General features: G+C 67.5%; 9 protein-coding genes. 6 read left to right on the top strand and 3 right to left on the bottom strand.

Annotated features, from left to right (window positions below; all coding sequences use genetic code 11):
• The first annotated feature begins 212 nt into the window (after positions 1-212).
• Positions 213-1,592, top strand: coding sequence for an alpha/beta fold hydrolase (locus NTZ26_12925; GenBank protein ID MCX6561404.1), 1,380 nt, complete (start codon positions 213-215; stop codon positions 1,590-1,592).
• Complete coding sequence (locus NTZ26_12920) at positions 1,589-3,067, top strand: serine hydrolase (protein ID MCX6561403.1); 1,479 nt, start codon at positions 1,589-1,591, stop codon at positions 3,065-3,067. The genes NTZ26_12925 and NTZ26_12920 overlap by 4 nt, the downstream gene beginning before the upstream one ends.
• A gap of 12 nt (positions 3,068-3,079) precedes the next feature.
• Here the strand turns inward: NTZ26_12920 and NTZ26_12915 are convergent, their stop codons facing one another.
• Positions 3,080-4,456, bottom strand: coding sequence for an aminopeptidase P N-terminal domain-containing protein (locus tag NTZ26_12915; protein MCX6561402.1), 1,377 nt, complete (start codon positions 4,454-4,456; stop codon positions 3,080-3,082).
• A gap of 115 nt (positions 4,457-4,571) precedes the next feature.
• On the opposite strand from NTZ26_12915, the gene NTZ26_12910 reads away from it, so the two are divergent.
• A complete protein-coding gene (locus NTZ26_12910) occupies positions 4,572-5,672 on the top strand; it encodes an ATP-dependent 6-phosphofructokinase (protein ID MCX6561401.1) in 1,101 nt (366 codons plus the stop codon).
• A 6-nt stretch (positions 5,673-5,678) separates the two neighbouring features.
• On the opposite strand, the gene NTZ26_12905 is transcribed toward NTZ26_12910, so the two are convergent.
• Positions 5,679-8,234 (bottom strand): ATP-binding protein, encoded by a 2,556-nt coding sequence (locus NTZ26_12905; GenBank protein MCX6561400.1) that lies wholly within the window; start codon positions 8,232-8,234, stop codon positions 5,679-5,681.
• Positions 8,227-11,766 carry a PilZ domain-containing protein gene (locus tag NTZ26_12900; protein MCX6561399.1) on the bottom strand — a complete coding sequence of 1,180 codons (3,540 nt, stop codon included), beginning with the start codon at positions 11,764-11,766 and terminating at the stop codon, positions 8,227-8,229. The genes NTZ26_12905 and NTZ26_12900 overlap by 8 nt, the downstream gene beginning before the upstream one ends.
• 242 nt (positions 11,767-12,008) lie before the next feature.
• On the opposite strand from NTZ26_12900, the gene lexA reads away from it, so the two are divergent.
• The 3 genes from lexA to NTZ26_12885 all read left to right on the top strand — a co-directional run bounded on the left by lexA (position 12,009) and on the right by NTZ26_12885 (position 17,241).
• Positions 12,009-12,626, top strand: a complete 618-nt coding sequence (lexA, locus tag NTZ26_12895) for a transcriptional repressor LexA (protein ID MCX6561398.1) — start codon at positions 12,009-12,011, stop codon at positions 12,624-12,626.
• A 209-nt stretch (positions 12,627-12,835) separates the two neighbouring features.
• Positions 12,836-14,260 (top strand): DNA polymerase IV, encoded by a 1,425-nt coding sequence (dinB, locus tag NTZ26_12890; protein ID MCX6561397.1) that lies wholly within the window; start codon positions 12,836-12,838, stop codon positions 14,258-14,260.
• Positions 14,261-14,265: 5 nt separating this feature from the next.
• The gene (locus NTZ26_12885; protein MCX6561396.1) at positions 14,266-17,241 is read left to right on the top strand and encodes a PHP domain-containing protein; all 2,976 of its coding nucleotides are present in this window, start codon (positions 14,266-14,268) and stop codon (positions 17,239-17,241) included.
• The last annotated feature ends 86 nt before the right edge of the window (positions 17,242-17,327 follow it).

Raw genomic sequence — 17,327 nt, 5'->3', positions numbered from 1 at the left:
TACTCCGGGCTGAAGCCCGCCCTCATCCGTTCGCAAATGAGGACGGCAACCCCGTCGTCGAACCGCCGGGGCGGAAGCCGAGCCCGGGGTATTAACAGGGTTAATACCGAGCGGCGCTTATGACCCCGATTTGAAAATCGGGGTTTCAGCGCCGCGAACGTATGAGCAAGGTCGGATCGGCACCGGCCGCAACATTTCCGAGGGAGACGAAAATGCCTCATTTGCGATGGGCCGCGGGACTTCTCGCGGCGGCCCTGCTGCCGGGCCTCGCGGCCGGCCGGACATCCCGGGCGCCGGATGCGCTCATCCTTAAGGCCGAAGCCTTTATCGACGCCTTGGCGGGGGGCGATTTCGAGTCGGCCGCCCGCGACTTCGACGCCGTGATGCGCGGCGTCTCCGGCCCCGACAAGCTGGCCGCGTTCTGGAAGGATCTCCCTTCGCGGCTGGGCTCGTTCAGGCGGCGGACCGCGTCGCGCCGCGATACGCTCGGCGCCTATGCCATCGTCCTGGTGACCTGCGAGTTCGAGAAGACCGCGCTGGATGTAAGGGTCGTCTTCGACAAGGAAGGCCGGATCACCGGTTTCCAGCTCGTGCCCGTCCGCCCGCCGGCCGTGGATCGGCCTCCGGACTATGCGCCCCGGGATCGGTTCGAAGAGATCGCCCTTACCGTCGGAGAGGGTCCATGGGCCCTTCCGGCGACCCTCACCCGGCCCGTCGGCGGCGGTTCCTTCCCGGCGCTTGTCCTCGTCCACGGCTCGGGTCCCAACGACCGGGACGAGACGATCGGACCCAACAAGCCGTTCCGGGACTTGGCTTGGGGGCTGGCGGCCAGAGGGATCGCGGTCCTGCGCTACGAAAAACGGACCCGGGCCCATGGGCCGAAGATCGCCGCCGACGCCAAGGCCGCCTTCTTCACCGTCAAGGAGGAGACGATCGACGACGCGGCGGCGGCAGTCGGGCTATTGCGGCGGACGCCCGGGATCGATCCCGGCCGCATCTTCGTTCTCGGCCACAGCTTGGGGGGAATGCTGCTGCCTCGAATCGCTTCGGCGGTCCGGGATTTGGAGCCGGCCGGATTCATCATCCTGGCCGGCGCGACCAGGCCGCTCCCGGAGACCATGATCCGGCAGATCCAATATCTATCGGCGCTGGACGGCTCGGTCTCGGAGGCCGAACAAAAAACGCTGAACGACCTGAAAGCCCAAGCCGCCGCGATCCAGGGCTTGCGAGAGAGCGATCGGGGATCGGCCGCCCGCTGGCTCAACGCCCCCGCCGCCTATTGGCTCGATTTGAAAGGATACGACCCGGCCGCCGCCGCCCGGGCGATCGAGCAGCCGCTCCTTGTCCTCCAAGGCGGTCGGGACTATCAGGTGACGGTCGAGGATTTCGAGAACTGGAAAAAAGCCCTGGTCGGCCGGCCGAACGTCTCGTTTCAGATCTACCCTGCCTGCAACCATCTGTTCATCGAGGGCCGGGGCCTCCCGACGCCGGATGAATACCTGAGCGTTCAAGGCAATGTCGCCCGGGCCGTCGTGGAGGATATCGCAACTTTCATCCTCCGGATCGGGCCGACGGGAAGGAAAAGGCCATGAGCAAACCCCTTCCGTTCGTCTTCGGCGCCGCGTCCGTGCTTGTGGCGATGACGGCGGTCGGCTGCGACGCCCAAGCCGGCCTGGCCCGGCAACGGGCCAAGGCGGTCGAGAGAGGATTGCTCCGCTCCGTCTATCTGCAGGGCCTTCGGCCGGAGCCGCTCCGGCTCGAGGAGCGCATGGCCTTCTATAAGGTTCCCGCAGTCAGCCTGGCCGCCTTCGACAAGGGCCGGCTGGAATGGACACGCGTCTACGGCCGTCGCGACCCGCAGGTCGAGGCTCCACCGACGCCTGAGACGATGTTCCAGGCCGGCGGCTTGACCCAATTGGTGACGGCGGCTCTGGTCCTGCGGCTCGTCGAGGACGGTCTGATCGGGTTGGACGAGGACATCCGCCCCCGCTTGCGGACCTGGCGCTTTCCCGGCGAGTTCGAGCCCGGTCCGGGCGGGGTCACCCTGCGGACTCTCCTGTCCCATGCGGCCGGCCTTTCGGATCAGGTCCTGCCGGGCTACGGCCCGGACGAGCCGAAGCCCAGCCTGGCCCAAATTCTGGCCGGAGACAAGCCCGCCAAGAACGGCCCCCTGTGGGTTGCGCCTAAGCGAAGCGCCCGCCTCGAAGCCTGGCTTTCGGAGGCCGGCTATGTCGTCGTCCAGGTGCTGTTGGAGGATCTGACCGGGCGCGCCTATCCGGATTTGGTCCGGGAGAAGATCTTTCGGCCGCTCGGCTTGGCCCACTCCGCGTTCGGCTCGAGCCTGACCGAAGACCTCCGGCCGTCCACGGCGGCGGGCTTTCTGCGCCAGGGCCAGGCCGTGCCCGGCGGCGGCGCAACCTATCCTGAAGATGCGGCCAAGGGACTATGGACGACTCCGTCCGACTACGCCGCCATCGTCCTCGACTTGCTGGCCGCCGCCGAGGAGCGTCCGGCCAAGCTTCTCCCGCCGGCGGCGGCCCGGGCCCTGCTGCGGGCCCAGGTCGAAAACTTCGGCCTGGGCTTCTTTGTCGAAGGCCAAGGCGACGGGATTCATTTCCGGGCTTCGGGGACGACCCGGGGCTTCGCCTGCACCATGGTCGTTTATCCGACCAAGAGACAAGGGGCCGTGATCATGACCAACAGCGACAACGGGGATGTCCTGATCGAGGAGATCCTGGCCGGCTTTTCCTCGGCCTACGAATGGCCCGATTACAAGCCGGTCGAGAAGCCGGTCCTGCGCCTGGCCCAAGAGTCCTACGCGGATTTTGCGGGGCGCTATGAGGTCGATCAAAGCTACGTGCTGGAGGTTCGGCCGGAGGATTACTATTTAGTCATCACCCCGACCGGCCAAGCGCCGACCCGGTTCTACGCCGAGGGGCAGACGCTGTTCTATTCGACCGATCCCTATGTTCGGATCCAGTTTTTCCGCGCCGCCGACGGCCGGATCGAAAGCCTGGTCCTGTGGCAGAAGGGCTTTCGGCTGGAGGCCCGCAAAGTCCTCCGCTGACGCGGGCCGCCGTTAACGGCCGCTTTTCTTGAGGATCTGCGGGATGCCGTCGGTCTTCTTAGCCGATTCGATCTCCTTGACCGAGCGGGGGATGCCCGCGGTCAGGTTTTCGCAGCCCGTCTCGGTGATCAGGACGGTGTCCTCGACCCGGATCCCGATTTCCTCGGCGGCCAAAACAACCAGCGGCTCGTTGGCGAAGACCATGCCGGGCTTCAAGGCCTGGGGGCTGCCGCCCACGTCGTGGGTGGCCATGCCGACATAGTGGCCGAATCCGCCCCGCATGCCGCGGAAGTAGTCTTTGGTCAGGTCGAACCCCTTTTTCTTGAGAATCTCGTCCACTTCCTGGCGGCACTGGGCGGCCGTCAGCCCGGGCCGGTAGACGGCCAGGCAGGCTTCGTGCACCGCCAGGCAGGCTTCGTAGACCTCTTTCTGGCGCGGGGTGAAGGCGGCCCCGGCCGGGAAGGAAGTGGTGATGTCGATATCGTAGGCATCCAAGTCGGGGCCGGCGTCCACGACGAGGATGTCGCCCTCGCGCAAAAGCCGGTCGTGCTTGGCATAGTGGAGATAGGGGTGGTTCTCGCCTGAGCAGATGATGACCCCATAGGCGCTCTCCTGCGCCCCCTCCCGTTCGCAGATATAGTTGAGCACGGCCGACAGCTCGAACTCGCGCATCCCGGGGCGGGCGGCCTTTAGAATCTCGGTATGGGCTTTGACGCCGATCGCCGCCGCCCGCCGCAGGACCGCGATCTCGGCCGGCGACTTGATCGTCCGCAGATCCCAGACGAGCGGCGAGAGGTCGCGGACCTCGACCTGGGGGAAGCGCTCTTTGAGCATCCGGACAAACTGCATCTCCCGGGTCAGGCGTCCGTCCCACGGGTTCAGGGTGGCGTTGCCGAGGAAGGTCGAAGCCTTTTCCCGGCTGGCCTCGCGGTAGAGCTCCTCGGGGGAGAAGGGGACGTAGAGCGGGCCGCGCCCGGCCAAGGCGGCAAGCATCGGGCCGAGACTTTCGGCGGGCAGCACCCGCTCGATCCCGGTGCAAGCCCGCGGGTCGGCGGCGAAGGCCGGGTCGAGGCCCTCGGCCCGTACCGCAGCCTCCGTCGTGGTCAAAAAGAGGCTGCTTGTCCGGGTTCGGCCGTCGACGAACAGAGCGGCATTGGGCAGCTCGACGCCGGTCAAGTAGAGGAAATCGTTGGCCTGGGCATAAGGATAGTAGCTCGCGATCGGCTGGGCGCCGAAGAGGACCGCCGTGCCGTCGGCGATCTTGTCCATCAAGCGGGCCCGGCGGGCCGCGTACTCGGACTTATCGAAGCGGAGTCCGGTGGCTCCGAGCGCGGGGACGGCCAGAGCCAGGGCCAAAAGGGAAGCGAACAGGCGGCGGCGATGGGTCATGGGGGATCCTCCCGAAGAAATTGTTCGCCGGGATGATACCAGATCGAGGGGCGGTGCGGGAAGCCGCGGCCGTTTCCCGATTGACAGCCCGACCGGCGTTCTCTATAGTCGGCCCATGATTCAACGCAAGAAAACGATTGGCCTGCTGACGGGCGGCGGCGACTGCCCCGGCATCAACGCCGTCATCCGGGCCGTGGCCAAAGCCGCGCTCATGGAGCATGGCTGGAATGTCGTGGGCATCAAGGACGGCTATGAGGGCCTGATCCGAGGGCGCTGGCGCCGCCTCCGGCCGGCCGACGTCTCGGGCATCCTGACGCTGGGCGGGACCATCCTGGGCACGTCCAACACGGCCGACCCCTATCGCTATGCGACGCTGAAGTCCGGCCAGATGGTAGTGCGGGATGTCTCGCGCCGCCTCCTCGGAAACGCCCGCAAGATCGGGCTGGACGCCCTGATTCTCATCGGGGGGGACGGCACTTTGGCCTCGGCGGCCCGGCTGCAGAACGACGGCCTGCCCGTCGTCGGCGTCCCCAAGACCATCGACAACGACCTTCGCGGCACCGATGTCACCTTCGGGTTCGATACCGCGGTTTCGATCGCCACGGAGGCCGTCGACCGCCTGCACTCAACCGCCCAGTCGCACCACCGGGTCATGATCGTCGAGGTTATGGGCCGGCGGGCGGGTTGGATCGCGCTCCATGCCGGCGTTGCCGGCGGCGGCGACATCATCCTCATGCCCGAGATTCCCTATCGGATCGAGGCCGTCGCGGCCAAAATCCTGGATCGGCGGCGGCGGGGCAAGGCTTTCAGCCTGGTCGTCGTGGCCGAAGGGGCTAGGCCGCTGGGCGGCCAGGTCGTCGTCCGCAAGATCGTGGCCGGAAGCGCCGAGCCGATCCGTCTGGGGGGCATCGGATTCGTCCTGGCCGACGAGCTGGAGAAGGCCGCGCGGACAGAGACGCGGGCCGTCGTCCTGGGCCATGTCCAGCGGGGCGGGACGCCGACCGCGGCCGATCGGGTCCTGGCCACCCGGTTGGGCGACCAAGCCGTCCGGCTCGTCGCGGCAGGGGAGTTCGGCCGCATGGTCGCCGTTCGGGGAGGGGCTATGACTTCGGTCCCGCTGTCCGTGCCGGGCCGGGGGCCGCGGCTGGTGTCGCTCGATCATCCGCTGATCGCGGCGGCCCGGACGATCGGCACGAGCTTCGGCGACGAGGGTTGAGCCGGGTCAGCTCGGCTCGTTTTCGAAGAGGGGCGGCGTCCCCGAGTCCGTAAGGCCGGCGGCCGGACCGGCTTTAAGGACCTCGATGAAGTGCTCGACGATCTCCGGGTCGAATTGCAGGCCCGAACACTTGATGATCTCTTTCAGCGCGTAGTTGTGCGACTCGGAGTCCCGGTACGGCCGGCTCGAGGTGATGGCGTCGTAGGTATCGGCCACCGACATGATCCGGGCCCCGATCGGGATGGCCTGGCCTTTCAGGCCGTCGGGGTAGCCGCGGCCGTCGTAGCGCTCATGGTGGAAGCGGACGATGCGGGCGATCTGCTGCAATTCGATGACCGGCTTGAGGATGTTCTCGCCGATCACCGGGTGCTGCCGGATGATGGAGTATTCTTCGTCTGTCAAGGGCGTCTTCTTGTGCAGGATGCGCTCCGGGATGGCGATCTTGCCGACGTCGTGCAGGATCGCCGCCATTTCCAGGTCGTTCAGCTCGCGCTCGTCGAGCTTCAGCGAGCGGGCGATGCGCATGGAGAACTCGGTCACCCGGCTGGAATGGTCGCGGGTGTATTTGTCTTTGGCCTCCAAGGCCGAGACGAGCGAGCGGACCATGGATAGAAACAGCGAGCGCTGGCGCTCGACCAAGTCCGAGGTCCGCATCTTGAGGTTGCGGTTGGCCAGAGCCAAGTCGGCCTCGGCCCGCCGCATCCGGAGCAGGTTGTGGATGCGGGCCTTGAGCTCGACCGAGTCGAAGGGCTTGGGCAGATAGTCATCGGCGCCCGCCTCGATGCCCTGGTTCAGCATCTCCGCCCCGGAGCGGGCCGTGACCAGGATGACCGGGATGTGACGGAGCGATTCGTCGGACTTGATCCGCTTGGTCAGGGCGTGGCCGTCCAGGCCCGGCATCATGACGTCGCTGATGACGATGTCGGGCATCTTGTCCCGGATGAGACTCAGGCCCTCCTCGCCGGAGGAAGCCAGGTGGAGGTCGAACTCGTCCTCCAGCAACAGCTTCATCAGCTTGAGGACTTCCGGGTTGTCGTCGATGACGACGATGTTGTTGTCGTGAGACCGGGTCGACTGGCTATCGGCGGGAAGGAGCTCATCGCGCTCCAAGTCCATGAGCTGGAGCTTGCGGAAGTCGGTGACGATGTCCTGAACCCTGGGTTGGCCGGCGTCGCTGGACCGCTTCTTGAACGTCACCGGCATATCCGCCATCCGGCGGTCGAGGACCTCATCGCCGTAGTGGGCGTCGCCTTTGAGGACGTCGATGACGAAGCGGGAGCCCTTGCCGAGCTCGCTTTCGGCCCGGACCTTCCCGCCGTGCAGCGCCACCAGCTCGCGGACGAGCGACAGGCCGATGCCCGTGCCTTCGTGGGCCCGCGACAGCGATCCGTCGACCTGGGAGAAACGGTCGAAGATCGTATCCAGCATGTCGGCCGGGATGCCGATGCCGCTGTCCTCGACGATGAACTGGACGGCCTCGGCCGATTCGTCCAGGTAAACGGTGATGCGGCCGCCCTCCGAGGTGAACTTGACGGCGTTGGAAAGCAGGTTGAGGACGACCTTCTCAAACTGGTCGGGGTCGATGACCAGCGGCAGGTCATGCGAGGGATGCTGGAAGTAAAGCCGAATCGATTTGCGGTCGGCCAGCGGCTTGACCGAGGCCAGTAGGCTGTTGACAAAGTCGACGAAATCGACCGACTTGGTCTTCAGCCGCATCTTGCCCGCTTCAAGCTTGGTCAGGTCGAGGAGGTTGTTGATCAGCTTGAGCAGCTTGAGGCCGTTCTGACGGATGGCGAGGAGGCTGTCCTTCTGCTTGGCGGTCAGCCGGCCTAGGCCGCCCTCGATCATAGGCCCGAGCGGGGCCAGGATCAGGGTCAACGGCGTGCGCAGCTCGTGGTTGACGTTGGCGAAGAACTGGGTTTTGAGCTCGTCCAGGGCCCTGAGCTTGAGGTTGGATTCCTGGAGCTTGGCCGATGTCTCCTCGAGCTGGACCCGGCTGCGCAGCTCGCGGCGCCGGATCATGTCCATGATGTAGGAGCCGAAGACGCCGATCAGGACGATGGCCGTCAGAAAGAAGAGGTTGGAGAAGATGTCGCGCCAGTCGCCCGCGGCCCGGGCAATGTTGAAGAGGCTGGGCACGGCGTAGCTGGCCCAGATGAAGGCATATAGGACGACGGTCTCCCGGAAGGCCAGCGGCACGACGACGACCATGCCCTGGATGATCAGGTACAGGCCCTGGACATAGCCGGAGGTGAATCCTCCCAGAAACTGAATCATGATGGCGATGCCGGCCACGTCGAAGACGGTCAGGGCGATGGCCAGGTTGGCGCAGCCGCGGTGGGTCTTCATCCGGGAGAGCATCAGCAGGAGGACGCCGTGGGCGGCCAGGACGATCAGGCGGATGGCCAGGAACAGTCCGAAGAGGTTCGAGGCGTAGATGGCGTCGAGGATGAGGAACGAGAGGTACAGGATGGCGCTGAGGAGGATGACCAGCCGGACCCGCCCCTTCAGGTCGTACTCGGCGTTCAGCCGCTCTTCGAAGGATCGCTTGGCGTCATCCATGGACGGCTCTCGGCCGGGCCACGACGATGTAGCCCTGGGCCGGGTTTCCGAAAGAGGGGATTGTGCACAGGGATTCCCAGCCGGCCTCTTCGAGGAGGGCGGCCAGGCGATCGGGGTCGAAGAAATCGAAAGTGCCGGCCTCCTCCAGTTCGACCAGGGCCTGGGCGTCATTGAGGAAAGACCGGATGGATTCCAGCAGGAAGGCCTTGGATCGATGGCCCGGGAAATCCGAGTCCGGGGCCGCTTCGATCTTAGCCACCAGGCGGGTGAAGAGGCCGGAGGCGTCGGCGTCGGGGCGCATCGTCGAGAGGACGAGCCGCCCCTCGGGCGCGATGATCCGGCGCGCCTCGGCCAGCGTCTCGACCGGGTTGAAGATGTAGGAGAGGACGAGACTCATCAGGATCTTGTTGTAGACGCCGGGGCGCACGGGCAGGTGGGCGGCGGCCTGCAGGCCGCCCGGGAAGCCGAGCTTGCGGAAGCCCGCCTCGCCCCCGGCCCGGCCCTGGAGCTGGCGGACGGCCAGGTTGAAGTCGACGATGACCCTGACTTCGGGGATGTCGAAGCGGCTTTTCAGCCAGCGGTCGTCGGCGGCCGAGATCGTCTCGCCCCGCAGGAGGCGGTGCAGGCGCGGCGAGAAAGCCGCGTCGATCCGCTCGGCCGAGGCCAGGGCCAGATTCTCGATCCGCTCCTCGGCCAAGGTCTTGAAGCGGCCGATCTCGCCGTCCAGGAAGCGGCGCACCGGGATATACCGGTTAAGCTCGGCGTCCAGGGCCAGCAGGCCGAAGCGGCCGGACTCGCGCAGGGCGGGGAAGCGGGACAGGAGCTTGCCGGCGGCTCGGGCCATCGCCTTGGGGATGAGGTCGGCGATCGTTAGGAGGGTGGGCAGGGGATGGCCGCCGTCGAGGAGGTGCTCGGCGAAGTTGCCGGTGCCGCCGCCCAGGTCGAGGAAGCGGTCGCCCGGCTGGAGGTCGAGTGCCCGCCGCTGGTCCTCCATGAGCTGGCGGTAGTCGTCCGACAGGGCCATGACGTCGAAGCCGATGAGGCGGTCCTCGCCGACGAGGTATCGCTGCCAGTAGGCCCGGCGGTCCTTGATGCGGCGGGCCGGCAGGCGGTCCTTTTCGGCCCGGCGGATGATTTCCATGTTGGCTTTGTCGGGCGGTGCCGGGCGGATCGAATCGCGGGTCAGGAAGCGGTGGATCTGATCGGTGATGGTCCCGAACAGCTGCAGGGCCTCCTCGGAGGTCCTGGCGTTGTGGCCGAGCGGGACCGAGACGACCTCGCGCGGGGCGTCGACCTGGACGCTCATGATATCGCGGACGAATTCGGCCTTGACCCAGTGGTCGTGCTCGCCGTAGATCCAGGTGATCGGCAGGTCGATGAGGGCCATGTCCTCGCGGGCTTGGTCGAGGGTTGCAACCCGGTTGGCCACCACGTCGGAGGCGTAGGGGCCCATGCTGATGAGATTGCCCAGGATGGGGATGACGCCGAGGTCGATCCCCAGCTGGAACTGCTCCAGCAGGTCCAGCCCGCAATTGACCCGGTTCATCAGTTCCCGGAACTCCATCGTCCCCATGCAGGAGATCCAGCAGCCGATCTTGCGCCGGTAGGATTCCTGGCGGAGGACGACCCGGGCTTCCAGGGCCGACAGCGAGAAGGTCACCAAAACGATGGAGCTGGCCTTGAGCATGGGGTTGAGGTCGAGCCAGTCCAGGACGGCCTTGATGTCGTCGGCGCCCTGGCTGACGCTGGCGTGGATCATCTCGAAGGGCGGCTCGGACGCATCCGGGTCTTTGTAGCTCTCGCCCTTGCGCCGCACGCCGTCATACCGGAGCACGGCCACCGGCTTACCGCGGGTGTAGAAGTTTTCGACGATGGTCTCGGCCAGGGCGAACAGGGTTTCCTTGGTCTTGCCGAAGGCGGGGGGGATGATGACGACGGGGACGGGGCCGCCGTCGAGCTCAAGCGAGGTGTTGAGCAGTCCGACGATCTCCTCGCCGGCCGCGTTCTCCAGGCGCACGACCCGGGGCGGCCGCTTGGCCAGCTCGCTCAGATCGGACTGCCGGCGCGGGCCCCGGCGCAGCTTTTCGGTGTCGCGGGTGCGCGGCTTCTCGGCCGCCGCTTCGAAGCTCGGCATCTCGCCGGCCTGGACGGCCATGCGGGCGATGCCGAACTGGACGCCGTAGCGCAGCAGGCCGCCGTTGCCATCGTCGACCTTGAGGACATTGCGGATCTCGCCGCGGACGTCGCGGACGACCCGCCCGCCGTGGATGATCCGGATGGAGGCGAGCGGCGTCCCGATGAGGAGGGCCACTTCGCGGTCGCCGGTGAGGAAGCTCGCGCCGCCCGTGCTGATGTCGGCGACCGGGCCCCGGATGGTCCGTTGAAACGGCGGCGGCAGGGTGATCTCGAGCTCCAGGGCTTCATCCGAAGCGGCCCGCCGGGCGGCCCGCTTCTCTGAATAGAAGAGGATCCGGGGGTACAGGCATTCCAGCCCGCGGCCGCCGTCGTCGATCCGGTAGACGACGGTTTCGAAAGTATAGGTGGCGTAGCCGGACTGAAAGGAGACGAAGATCGAGTCGGACGTCTTGAAGCGGCCGGCCAGCCCCTCGCCGATCAGCCGGCACATCCGGCCCGGCTCGATCCCGGCCGGGCGGAGGATGACGGGGGAGCGCTGGCCGGCGCCGATGACGGTCAGCTCCGTCTCCGGCCGGCCGAACGCCTCTGAGAGGAGGACATCGATCCGGGGCGGATCGGAGAAAGCCACGATGCTGTCGCGGCGCAGGAACGGGTACTTGGCCCGCAGGTCGGGCAGATCCTTCTCGATCTGGGAATCGGCGATCAGACGCAGCAGGATCCGCCGGCTATCCTCCTCCATCAACAGGAATTGGATGCCCGTGCCGCCGGCCGCCTCGTCGATCCGGACGACCCGGCCCGTGGCCAGCAGGGTGGACCCGTCGGGCATGCGGATGGTGATCGGGTGGATGTAATCGCGGGGCAGGACGGCCTTGACGAACATCCCGTTTTCGCTGATGTTCTCGACCGGCACGCGGCCGATAAGGCCGATGTCGGCCTCGACCGCAGCCGGGCCGAGCGGCGCGCGCATGATGCCCCGCTTCTCGCGCGTCTTGCGGATGATCAGCGAGCGCAGGCGGCGCCGGATGCGGTCGGCGTCGAAGCCGCCTTCGTAGACCTCGTCGACCCAGCCGTTGACGGGCAGAGCGGGCGCTTCCCGGCCGGCGCCGTTGTCCGAGAGCAGGAGCTTGGCGATCGTCTCGGGGTTGCGGACCATCTCCTGGACGTAGCGCAGCAACGTACCGGTCTCGGCGGAGGGAAGATGGCGGTCGACGATCAACGCGTCGATGTGGGCCAGCCGGCCCAGGAACCCGATGGCTTCCCGGCAGCTCGAGGCGGTGTGGACGGAAAAATCGGGCTCGAAAGCGGCCCGCAACGCCTGCCGCTTGGAGGCATCCTCATGGGCGATGACGAGATGAGGCTTGGCCTGAACAGACGAATCGGTCGCCTTCACCGTCATGCTTGGCCCTCGGCTTTTACCGTCGAATACCGTCTCTCTCGTCCCCGGCCCCCCTAGAAAGGTTTAGTCGCCTTGACTTTCCCAAAATTCAAAATATTATCTAACAACGCGTTTCTACTATATATAGGGGGTCAAGGCGCTGTCAAGTCGAGATTTTGGGGGAGAAATAATTTTCGTGTCTAGAGGCTATCCGGCCCTTGACAAAGGCCTTCCCGGCGCCTATTATACCGATGGTGAACAAAATGGTGAACACAATGCGCCGCGAGCTGACCCCCCGCCAGCGGGACATCCTGGAGTCCGTCGAGGCCTTCATTCTCGAACACGGCTATGGGCCGACCATCCGTCAGATCGGCGCCCGGCTCCGCATCGCCAGCCCCTCGGCCGTGTTCAAGCACGTAGCCAGCCTGGAGCACAAGGGCTACCTGCGGCGCGAGCGGGGCGAGCTGCGCTTGGCCGCGCGCCCGGCCGGGGCGGAGGGTCGGGTCCGCGTGCCGCTTCTCGGCCTGGTGCCCGCCGGCGCTCCCCGCGAGTCGTTTGACGTCTCGGGCGAGTCCATGGACATTCCCGACTGGATGATCGGCCGGCGGCGGGGCAACGTCTTCTGCATCAAGGTCGAGGGCAAGAGCATGATCGACGCCTACATCGATGACGGCGACCATGTTCTCCTGGAGCGGACCGACTCCGCCAATTCCGGGGAGATGATCGTGGCCCAGCTCGAGGACGGCTCGGTCACCCTCAAGCGGCTCCGGCGCGAGGACGGCCGGACCCTCCTCGTCCCCGAGAACCCCGCCTTCGCCCCGTTCGAGGTCGACGACCTGCGGGTGGTGGGCCGGGTCGTCGGGGTCCTCCGAAAGTACTAACCATGCCCCATTTCCTTCCCATTTGGGCGGCCGCGCCGTTCCGCTCCTCGCGGCGGCGAGAGAAAATCGCCGGAGCGAGATTCCAGAGGACGCGCGGCCGCCGTCTTTTCCACCGTCAAGACTGCTTTCCGACATAAATCCCGGACGAACGACATGTTTCTGACTTCCGCGGGTCGGAGTCCGCCGGCCGCCGGATGTCTCGAGGGCATATGAACGCGAACCACGGGGCCTTGGGCTCCCGTCCTTCCCGCGCCGCCGCACCCGCTTTCGGTCCGGCCCGGTTCGACGGCACGTCGGCGGCCGCCCGGGCGGCGGCGGAGCGGGCCGTCCGCCCGGCTCTGCGCCTGGACCTGCCCCTGGTGGCCGCCGCGGAGGCTCCCGTCCGCCTCCTTCCGGCCGTCCCCGCCTTCGCCTCCCGCCGCTTCATCGTCCACGTCGACATCGACGCTTTCTTTGCCTCCGTCGAGGTCCTCCTCAACCCCGCCCTGCAGGGCCTGCCCGTCGTCGTCGGCGGCCTGCCGCATGAGCGGGGCGTCGCCTCGACCTGCTCCTACGAAGCCCGCCGCTTCGGCGTCCACTCGGGCATGGCCCTGCGGACCGCTTTCAAGCTTTGCCCCCAAGCCGTCTTTGTCCGGGGCAACTACCAGCTCTACCAGTCCTTCTCCGAGCGCTTCTTCCGCATCCTTCGCCAGGCCACCCCGGACGTCGAGGAGACCTCGATCGACGAGGCCTACCTCGACCTGACCCGCTGCCGCCACCTCTACCCCTCGTTCAGCCGGGCCGCCCGGGACCTCCAGGCCCGCGTCGAGCGCGAGACCGGGCTCAGGGTCTCGGTCGGGGTGGGCCCCAACAAGACCTTGGCCAAGCTGGCGACCCGCAAGGCCAAGCCGGCCGGATATTTCGAGATCCCGCCCGGCGGCGAAGAGGAGTTCCTGCGCGGGCTGCCCATCGACAGCCTGCCCGGCATCGGCCCCAAAACCCAGGTCCTGCTCCGCCTGCTGGCCGTCCAGACGATCGGCGACCTGTGGGGCCTGCCGCGGAGCACCCTGCACTCGATCTTCGGCCTGGGCGGCGACGACATCTACCTCCACGCCCGCGGCATCGACATCCGGCCGATCGTCACCTCGTCCGTCCCCAAGTCCGTCTCGCGCGAGACGACCTTTCTCGAGGACCTCTGGGACAAGCGCCTCCTGCTGGCCCACCTGGCCTATCTCTGCGACCGCCTGACCCTGGCCCTGCGGCAGGGCCGCTGCTATGCCCACGTCATCGAGGTCAAGACCCGCACCTCCGACTTCCGGACCGAGGTCCGCCGCCGCCTGCTGCTGACGCCGTGCCAGGAGATGGGGGACGTCTTCCGGATCGCCGAGGAGCTCTTCCTGCCGCTCCTGCAGGGGACGCGCCTGGCCCTGCGGCTGGTCGGGGTCAAGGCCTCCGAGCTGGTCCGAACCAAGCCTCTGCCCCTCTTCGAGCGGGCTTCGGACAAGGGCGAGCGGCTGGGGGCCGCACTGGACGAGGTCCGGGGCAAATACGGCTTCGGCTCCGTTCTGACCGTCCGCGAAAAGATGCTCGACGAAGTCTATCCCTTCGATCCCGGCCGGGGCTTCATCCTCAAGACGGCGTCCTTGACCCGGTAGGGCGCATGTTCGTCCCTCTGCGCGTTCATTCGACCTTCAGCCGCGGCCGGGGCGGGGCGACGCTCGAGGAACTGGCCGCCTGGGCGGCCGAGCGCCGGACCGGGGCCATGGCCCTCTCGGATGTCGACAACATCTACGGCTGGGCCAAATGGAAGCGGGCCGCCGCCGCGGCCGGATTCGCCCCGCTCTTCGGCTGCGAGGTTGAGGTCGAAGGGCGGCCGTTCCTCTTTCTGGTTCGGGCCGCCGCCGGCTACGCCAACCTGATGGAGATTCTCAACCGCCGCCGGATCCGCGAGGCCGGGGTCCTGGAGGGGTTGGTGACGATCCTCCTCCCCTCGCTTCCACCCCATCCTCCAAGAGTGGAGGATGGGGTGGTTGCGAGGACGATCAAAGCACCCTCGTTGCCGACGGAAACCGCGGCTGCGAGGGCGATCAAAGCATCGTCGTCGTCGTCGGCCGACGAGTGGACGAACGGCGAAGAGGGCGGCGGGACGGCCTTCCGCGCCCTGGTCGAGAGGCTGAAGTCCGGGGCGGGGGAGGGCGGCCTCTACATCGGTGTCGACGGAGCCCGCTTCGGCCGGGCCCGCGAGCTGGCCCGGACAAACGGTCTGCCGCTCGTCTGGGCCAACCCGCTCAAATTCGTCCGCTCGCCCGAGCGGCTGGTCCTGCTGCGGGCCTTCGAACAAAAGATCCCCTATCCGCCCGAGTGGGCCCGCCTGGGGCGCTCGCTCGGCCGCTTCGGGCCGGACCAGGAGGCCTTGGCGCTGCGCAAGCTCGGCCCCGAGGCGGCCGAGGCCTTTCGGGCCTCCCGGGACGTGGCCGGGCTTTGCGCCTTCGATTTTACGCGCGTCGTGCCGCCTCTGCCGTCCGACCTCTTCCCGGTCGGCCTGCGCGAGGAGGTCCTGGCCCGCCTCCGCACGCGGCGGGACTTGGGCTGGGGCGAGCGCGAGCGGGCCCTGCGCGAGCTGGCTGTGATCGAGCGGTCGGGCTTCGGCCCCTACTTTCTGATCGTCCATGACGTCGTCTCGTTCGCCCGCCGCAACGGCATCCTGCACAACCTCAAGGGCTCGGGCGCCTCGTCCTTTCTGGCCTGGCTGCTCGGGCTGTCGCACGTCAACCCGGCCGCCTTCGACCTCTACTTCGAGCGCTTCCTCAACGCCGGCCGGGACGACCCGCCGGACATCGACCTCGACTTCGACTCCCGCTTCCGCGACCGGATCCTGGACTATGTCCTGCGGACCTACGGGGCGGGGCGGACGGGGGCGGCCTTCGTCTGCAGCCTCAAGTGCTACGGGGCCCGCTCCGCCCTCTACGAGACGGCCCGCGCCTTCGGCCTGCCGCCCGACGAGTCGCGGGCCTTGAGCCGGAAGGCGCCCTATTTCGCCGAGCCGTCCCACCTGCGCCAAGGTCCGCCGCCGCCGGGCTATTTGGAGGTCTGGAACCTGGCCTCCGACCTGACCGGCGTCCACAGCGAAGTCTCGCTTCACGTCGGCGGCGTCATCCTGACGCCCGCCCCGGCCGACCGCTCGCTGCCGCTGGCCGTCTCGGCCAAGGGCTTGGCCATGTCCCACTTCGACCGCGACGCCGTCGAGGACCTCAAGCTGATCAAGCTCGACCTGCTCTCGGTGCGGGGGCTGGCGGCGATCTCCGCCACCCGGGTCGGGCTGGACCTCCCGACGATCCCCGACGGCGACCCTGCCGCCTTCGCCCTGCTCAAGGAGGCCCGGACGATCGGCTGCTTCCAGGTTGAGAGCCCGGCCATGATGAACCTGCTGCGGCGGATGAAGCCGGCCGACATCCGCGACCTGGTCCAGGCCCTGGCCCTCATCCGGCCGGGTCCGACCGAGAGCGGGATGAAGGAGACGCTGCTGCGCAGCCGGGAGGGGCGGGGTGGGACGCCCGATCCGTTTCTGGGGCGGATTCTGCCGGAGACGGGCGGGCTCCTGCTGTACGAGGAGCAGGTCATGCAGGTGGCCGAGCGGGTGGCCGGTTTCCCGCCCGAGGAAGGCGATGGCCTGCGGCGGGCTCTGAAGCGCAAGGGGACGCCGGCTCTGGAGGGTTGGCGGACCCGATTTCTGGGGCAGGGTCGGGCCCGCGGCTACGCGGCGGCCGATCTGGACAAGCTCTGGGCCGGGCTCGAGACATTTTCCTCCTACTCCTTCAACAAGGCCCATAGCGCCTCCTACGCGGCCATGGCCTACCAGGCCGTCTACCTCAAGGCCCGCCACCCCGCTCCCTACATGACGGCCGTCCTCAATGCCGGAGGCGGCTACTACGGGCTAGCCGAGTACGTCGAGGAGGCCAAGCGGCTGGGCCTGCGGATCCTGGGTCCGGACATAAACCGCAGCGGATTCGAGTTCCAGGTCGAGGAGGGGGCGATCCGGGTCGGCTTCCTTTCGATCAAGGGGCTGGGCCGGAAGACGGCCGAGCGGATCGTCGAGGCGCGGGCCGAGTCGGGCCCCTACCGCTCACTGGAGGATGCCCTGGCCCGGCTCGGCCTTTCCAAAGCCGAGCTCTTCTCGCTGGTCAAGGCCGGCGTCTTCGATTCGCTCGAGGCCCGGCGGACGCGGCAGGTCCTGCGCTACGTCCAGGGCATCGAGGGGGTGGAGCCCGACTCGGACCTGGACGCCCGGGAAAAGGCCAAGATGCTCCTGGAGTCGCTGGGCTTCAGCCCCGATTCCGACCCGCTGGCCCTCTACGAGGGCAAGCGGCCCGACCTGCGGATCAAGGACCTCGGCCGGCACGTCGGCCGCACGATCGATCTGGTCGTCCGGGTCGTGGACGCCCGGGGCAAGGACGTCCGCGGCGGCAAGAAATACTTCTACTTCTTCGAGGACGAGACCGGGACGCTCGAGGGGGTGGGCGATCGGCCCTGCCAGGCCGCGGGCCAGCCGCCCGTCTGCTGCCTGCGCGGCGAGGCGAGAGCGGACGGCACGGGGCAAGTCAAGATTTATGAATGCGCGTTTCTGAAATCGTTTTAGCGTGATCCCGCGCGTGCGCCGCGATCCGTGCCTGTCCTCGACACGACAACCGTTTCGGCGGTCGTCGCGAGGGCGGCACGGGCCAA

The organism is Candidatus Aminicenantes bacterium, from assembly GCA_026393855.1.
Lineage (GTDB): Bacteria > Acidobacteriota > Aminicenantia > Aminicenantales > UBA4085 > UBA4085.
The sequence above is the reverse complement of the archived record's forward strand: the minus strand, read 5'-3'. Positions and strand labels throughout refer to the sequence as shown.

Excerpts from the sequence above, each read along its gene's own strand:
- NTZ26_12885 (MCX6561396.1), top strand. The coding sequence starts at position 14,266 with ATGTTCGTCCCTCTGCGCGTTCATTCGACCTTCAGCCGCGGCCGGGGC.
- lexA (MCX6561398.1), top strand. The coding sequence starts at position 12,009 with ATGGTGAACACAATGCGCCGCGAGCTGACCCCCCGCCAGCGGGACATC.
- dinB (MCX6561397.1), top strand. The coding sequence starts at position 12,836 with ATGAACGCGAACCACGGGGCCTTGGGCTCCCGTCCTTCCCGCGCCGCC.
- NTZ26_12915 (MCX6561402.1), bottom strand. The coding sequence starts at position 4,456 with ATGACCCATCGCCGCCGCCTGTTCGCTTCCCTTTTGGCCCTGGCTCTG.
- NTZ26_12925 (MCX6561404.1), top strand. The coding sequence starts at position 213 with ATGCCTCATTTGCGATGGGCCGCGGGACTTCTCGCGGCGGCCCTGCTG.
- NTZ26_12920 (MCX6561403.1), top strand. The coding sequence starts at position 1,589 with ATGAGCAAACCCCTTCCGTTCGTCTTCGGCGCCGCGTCCGTGCTTGTG.
- NTZ26_12910 (MCX6561401.1), top strand. The coding sequence starts at position 4,572 with ATGATTCAACGCAAGAAAACGATTGGCCTGCTGACGGGCGGCGGCGAC.
- NTZ26_12905 (MCX6561400.1), bottom strand. The coding sequence starts at position 8,234 with ATGGATGACGCCAAGCGATCCTTCGAAGAGCGGCTGAACGCCGAGTAC.
- NTZ26_12900 (MCX6561399.1), bottom strand. The coding sequence starts at position 11,766 with ATGACGGTGAAGGCGACCGATTCGTCTGTTCAGGCCAAGCCTCATCTC.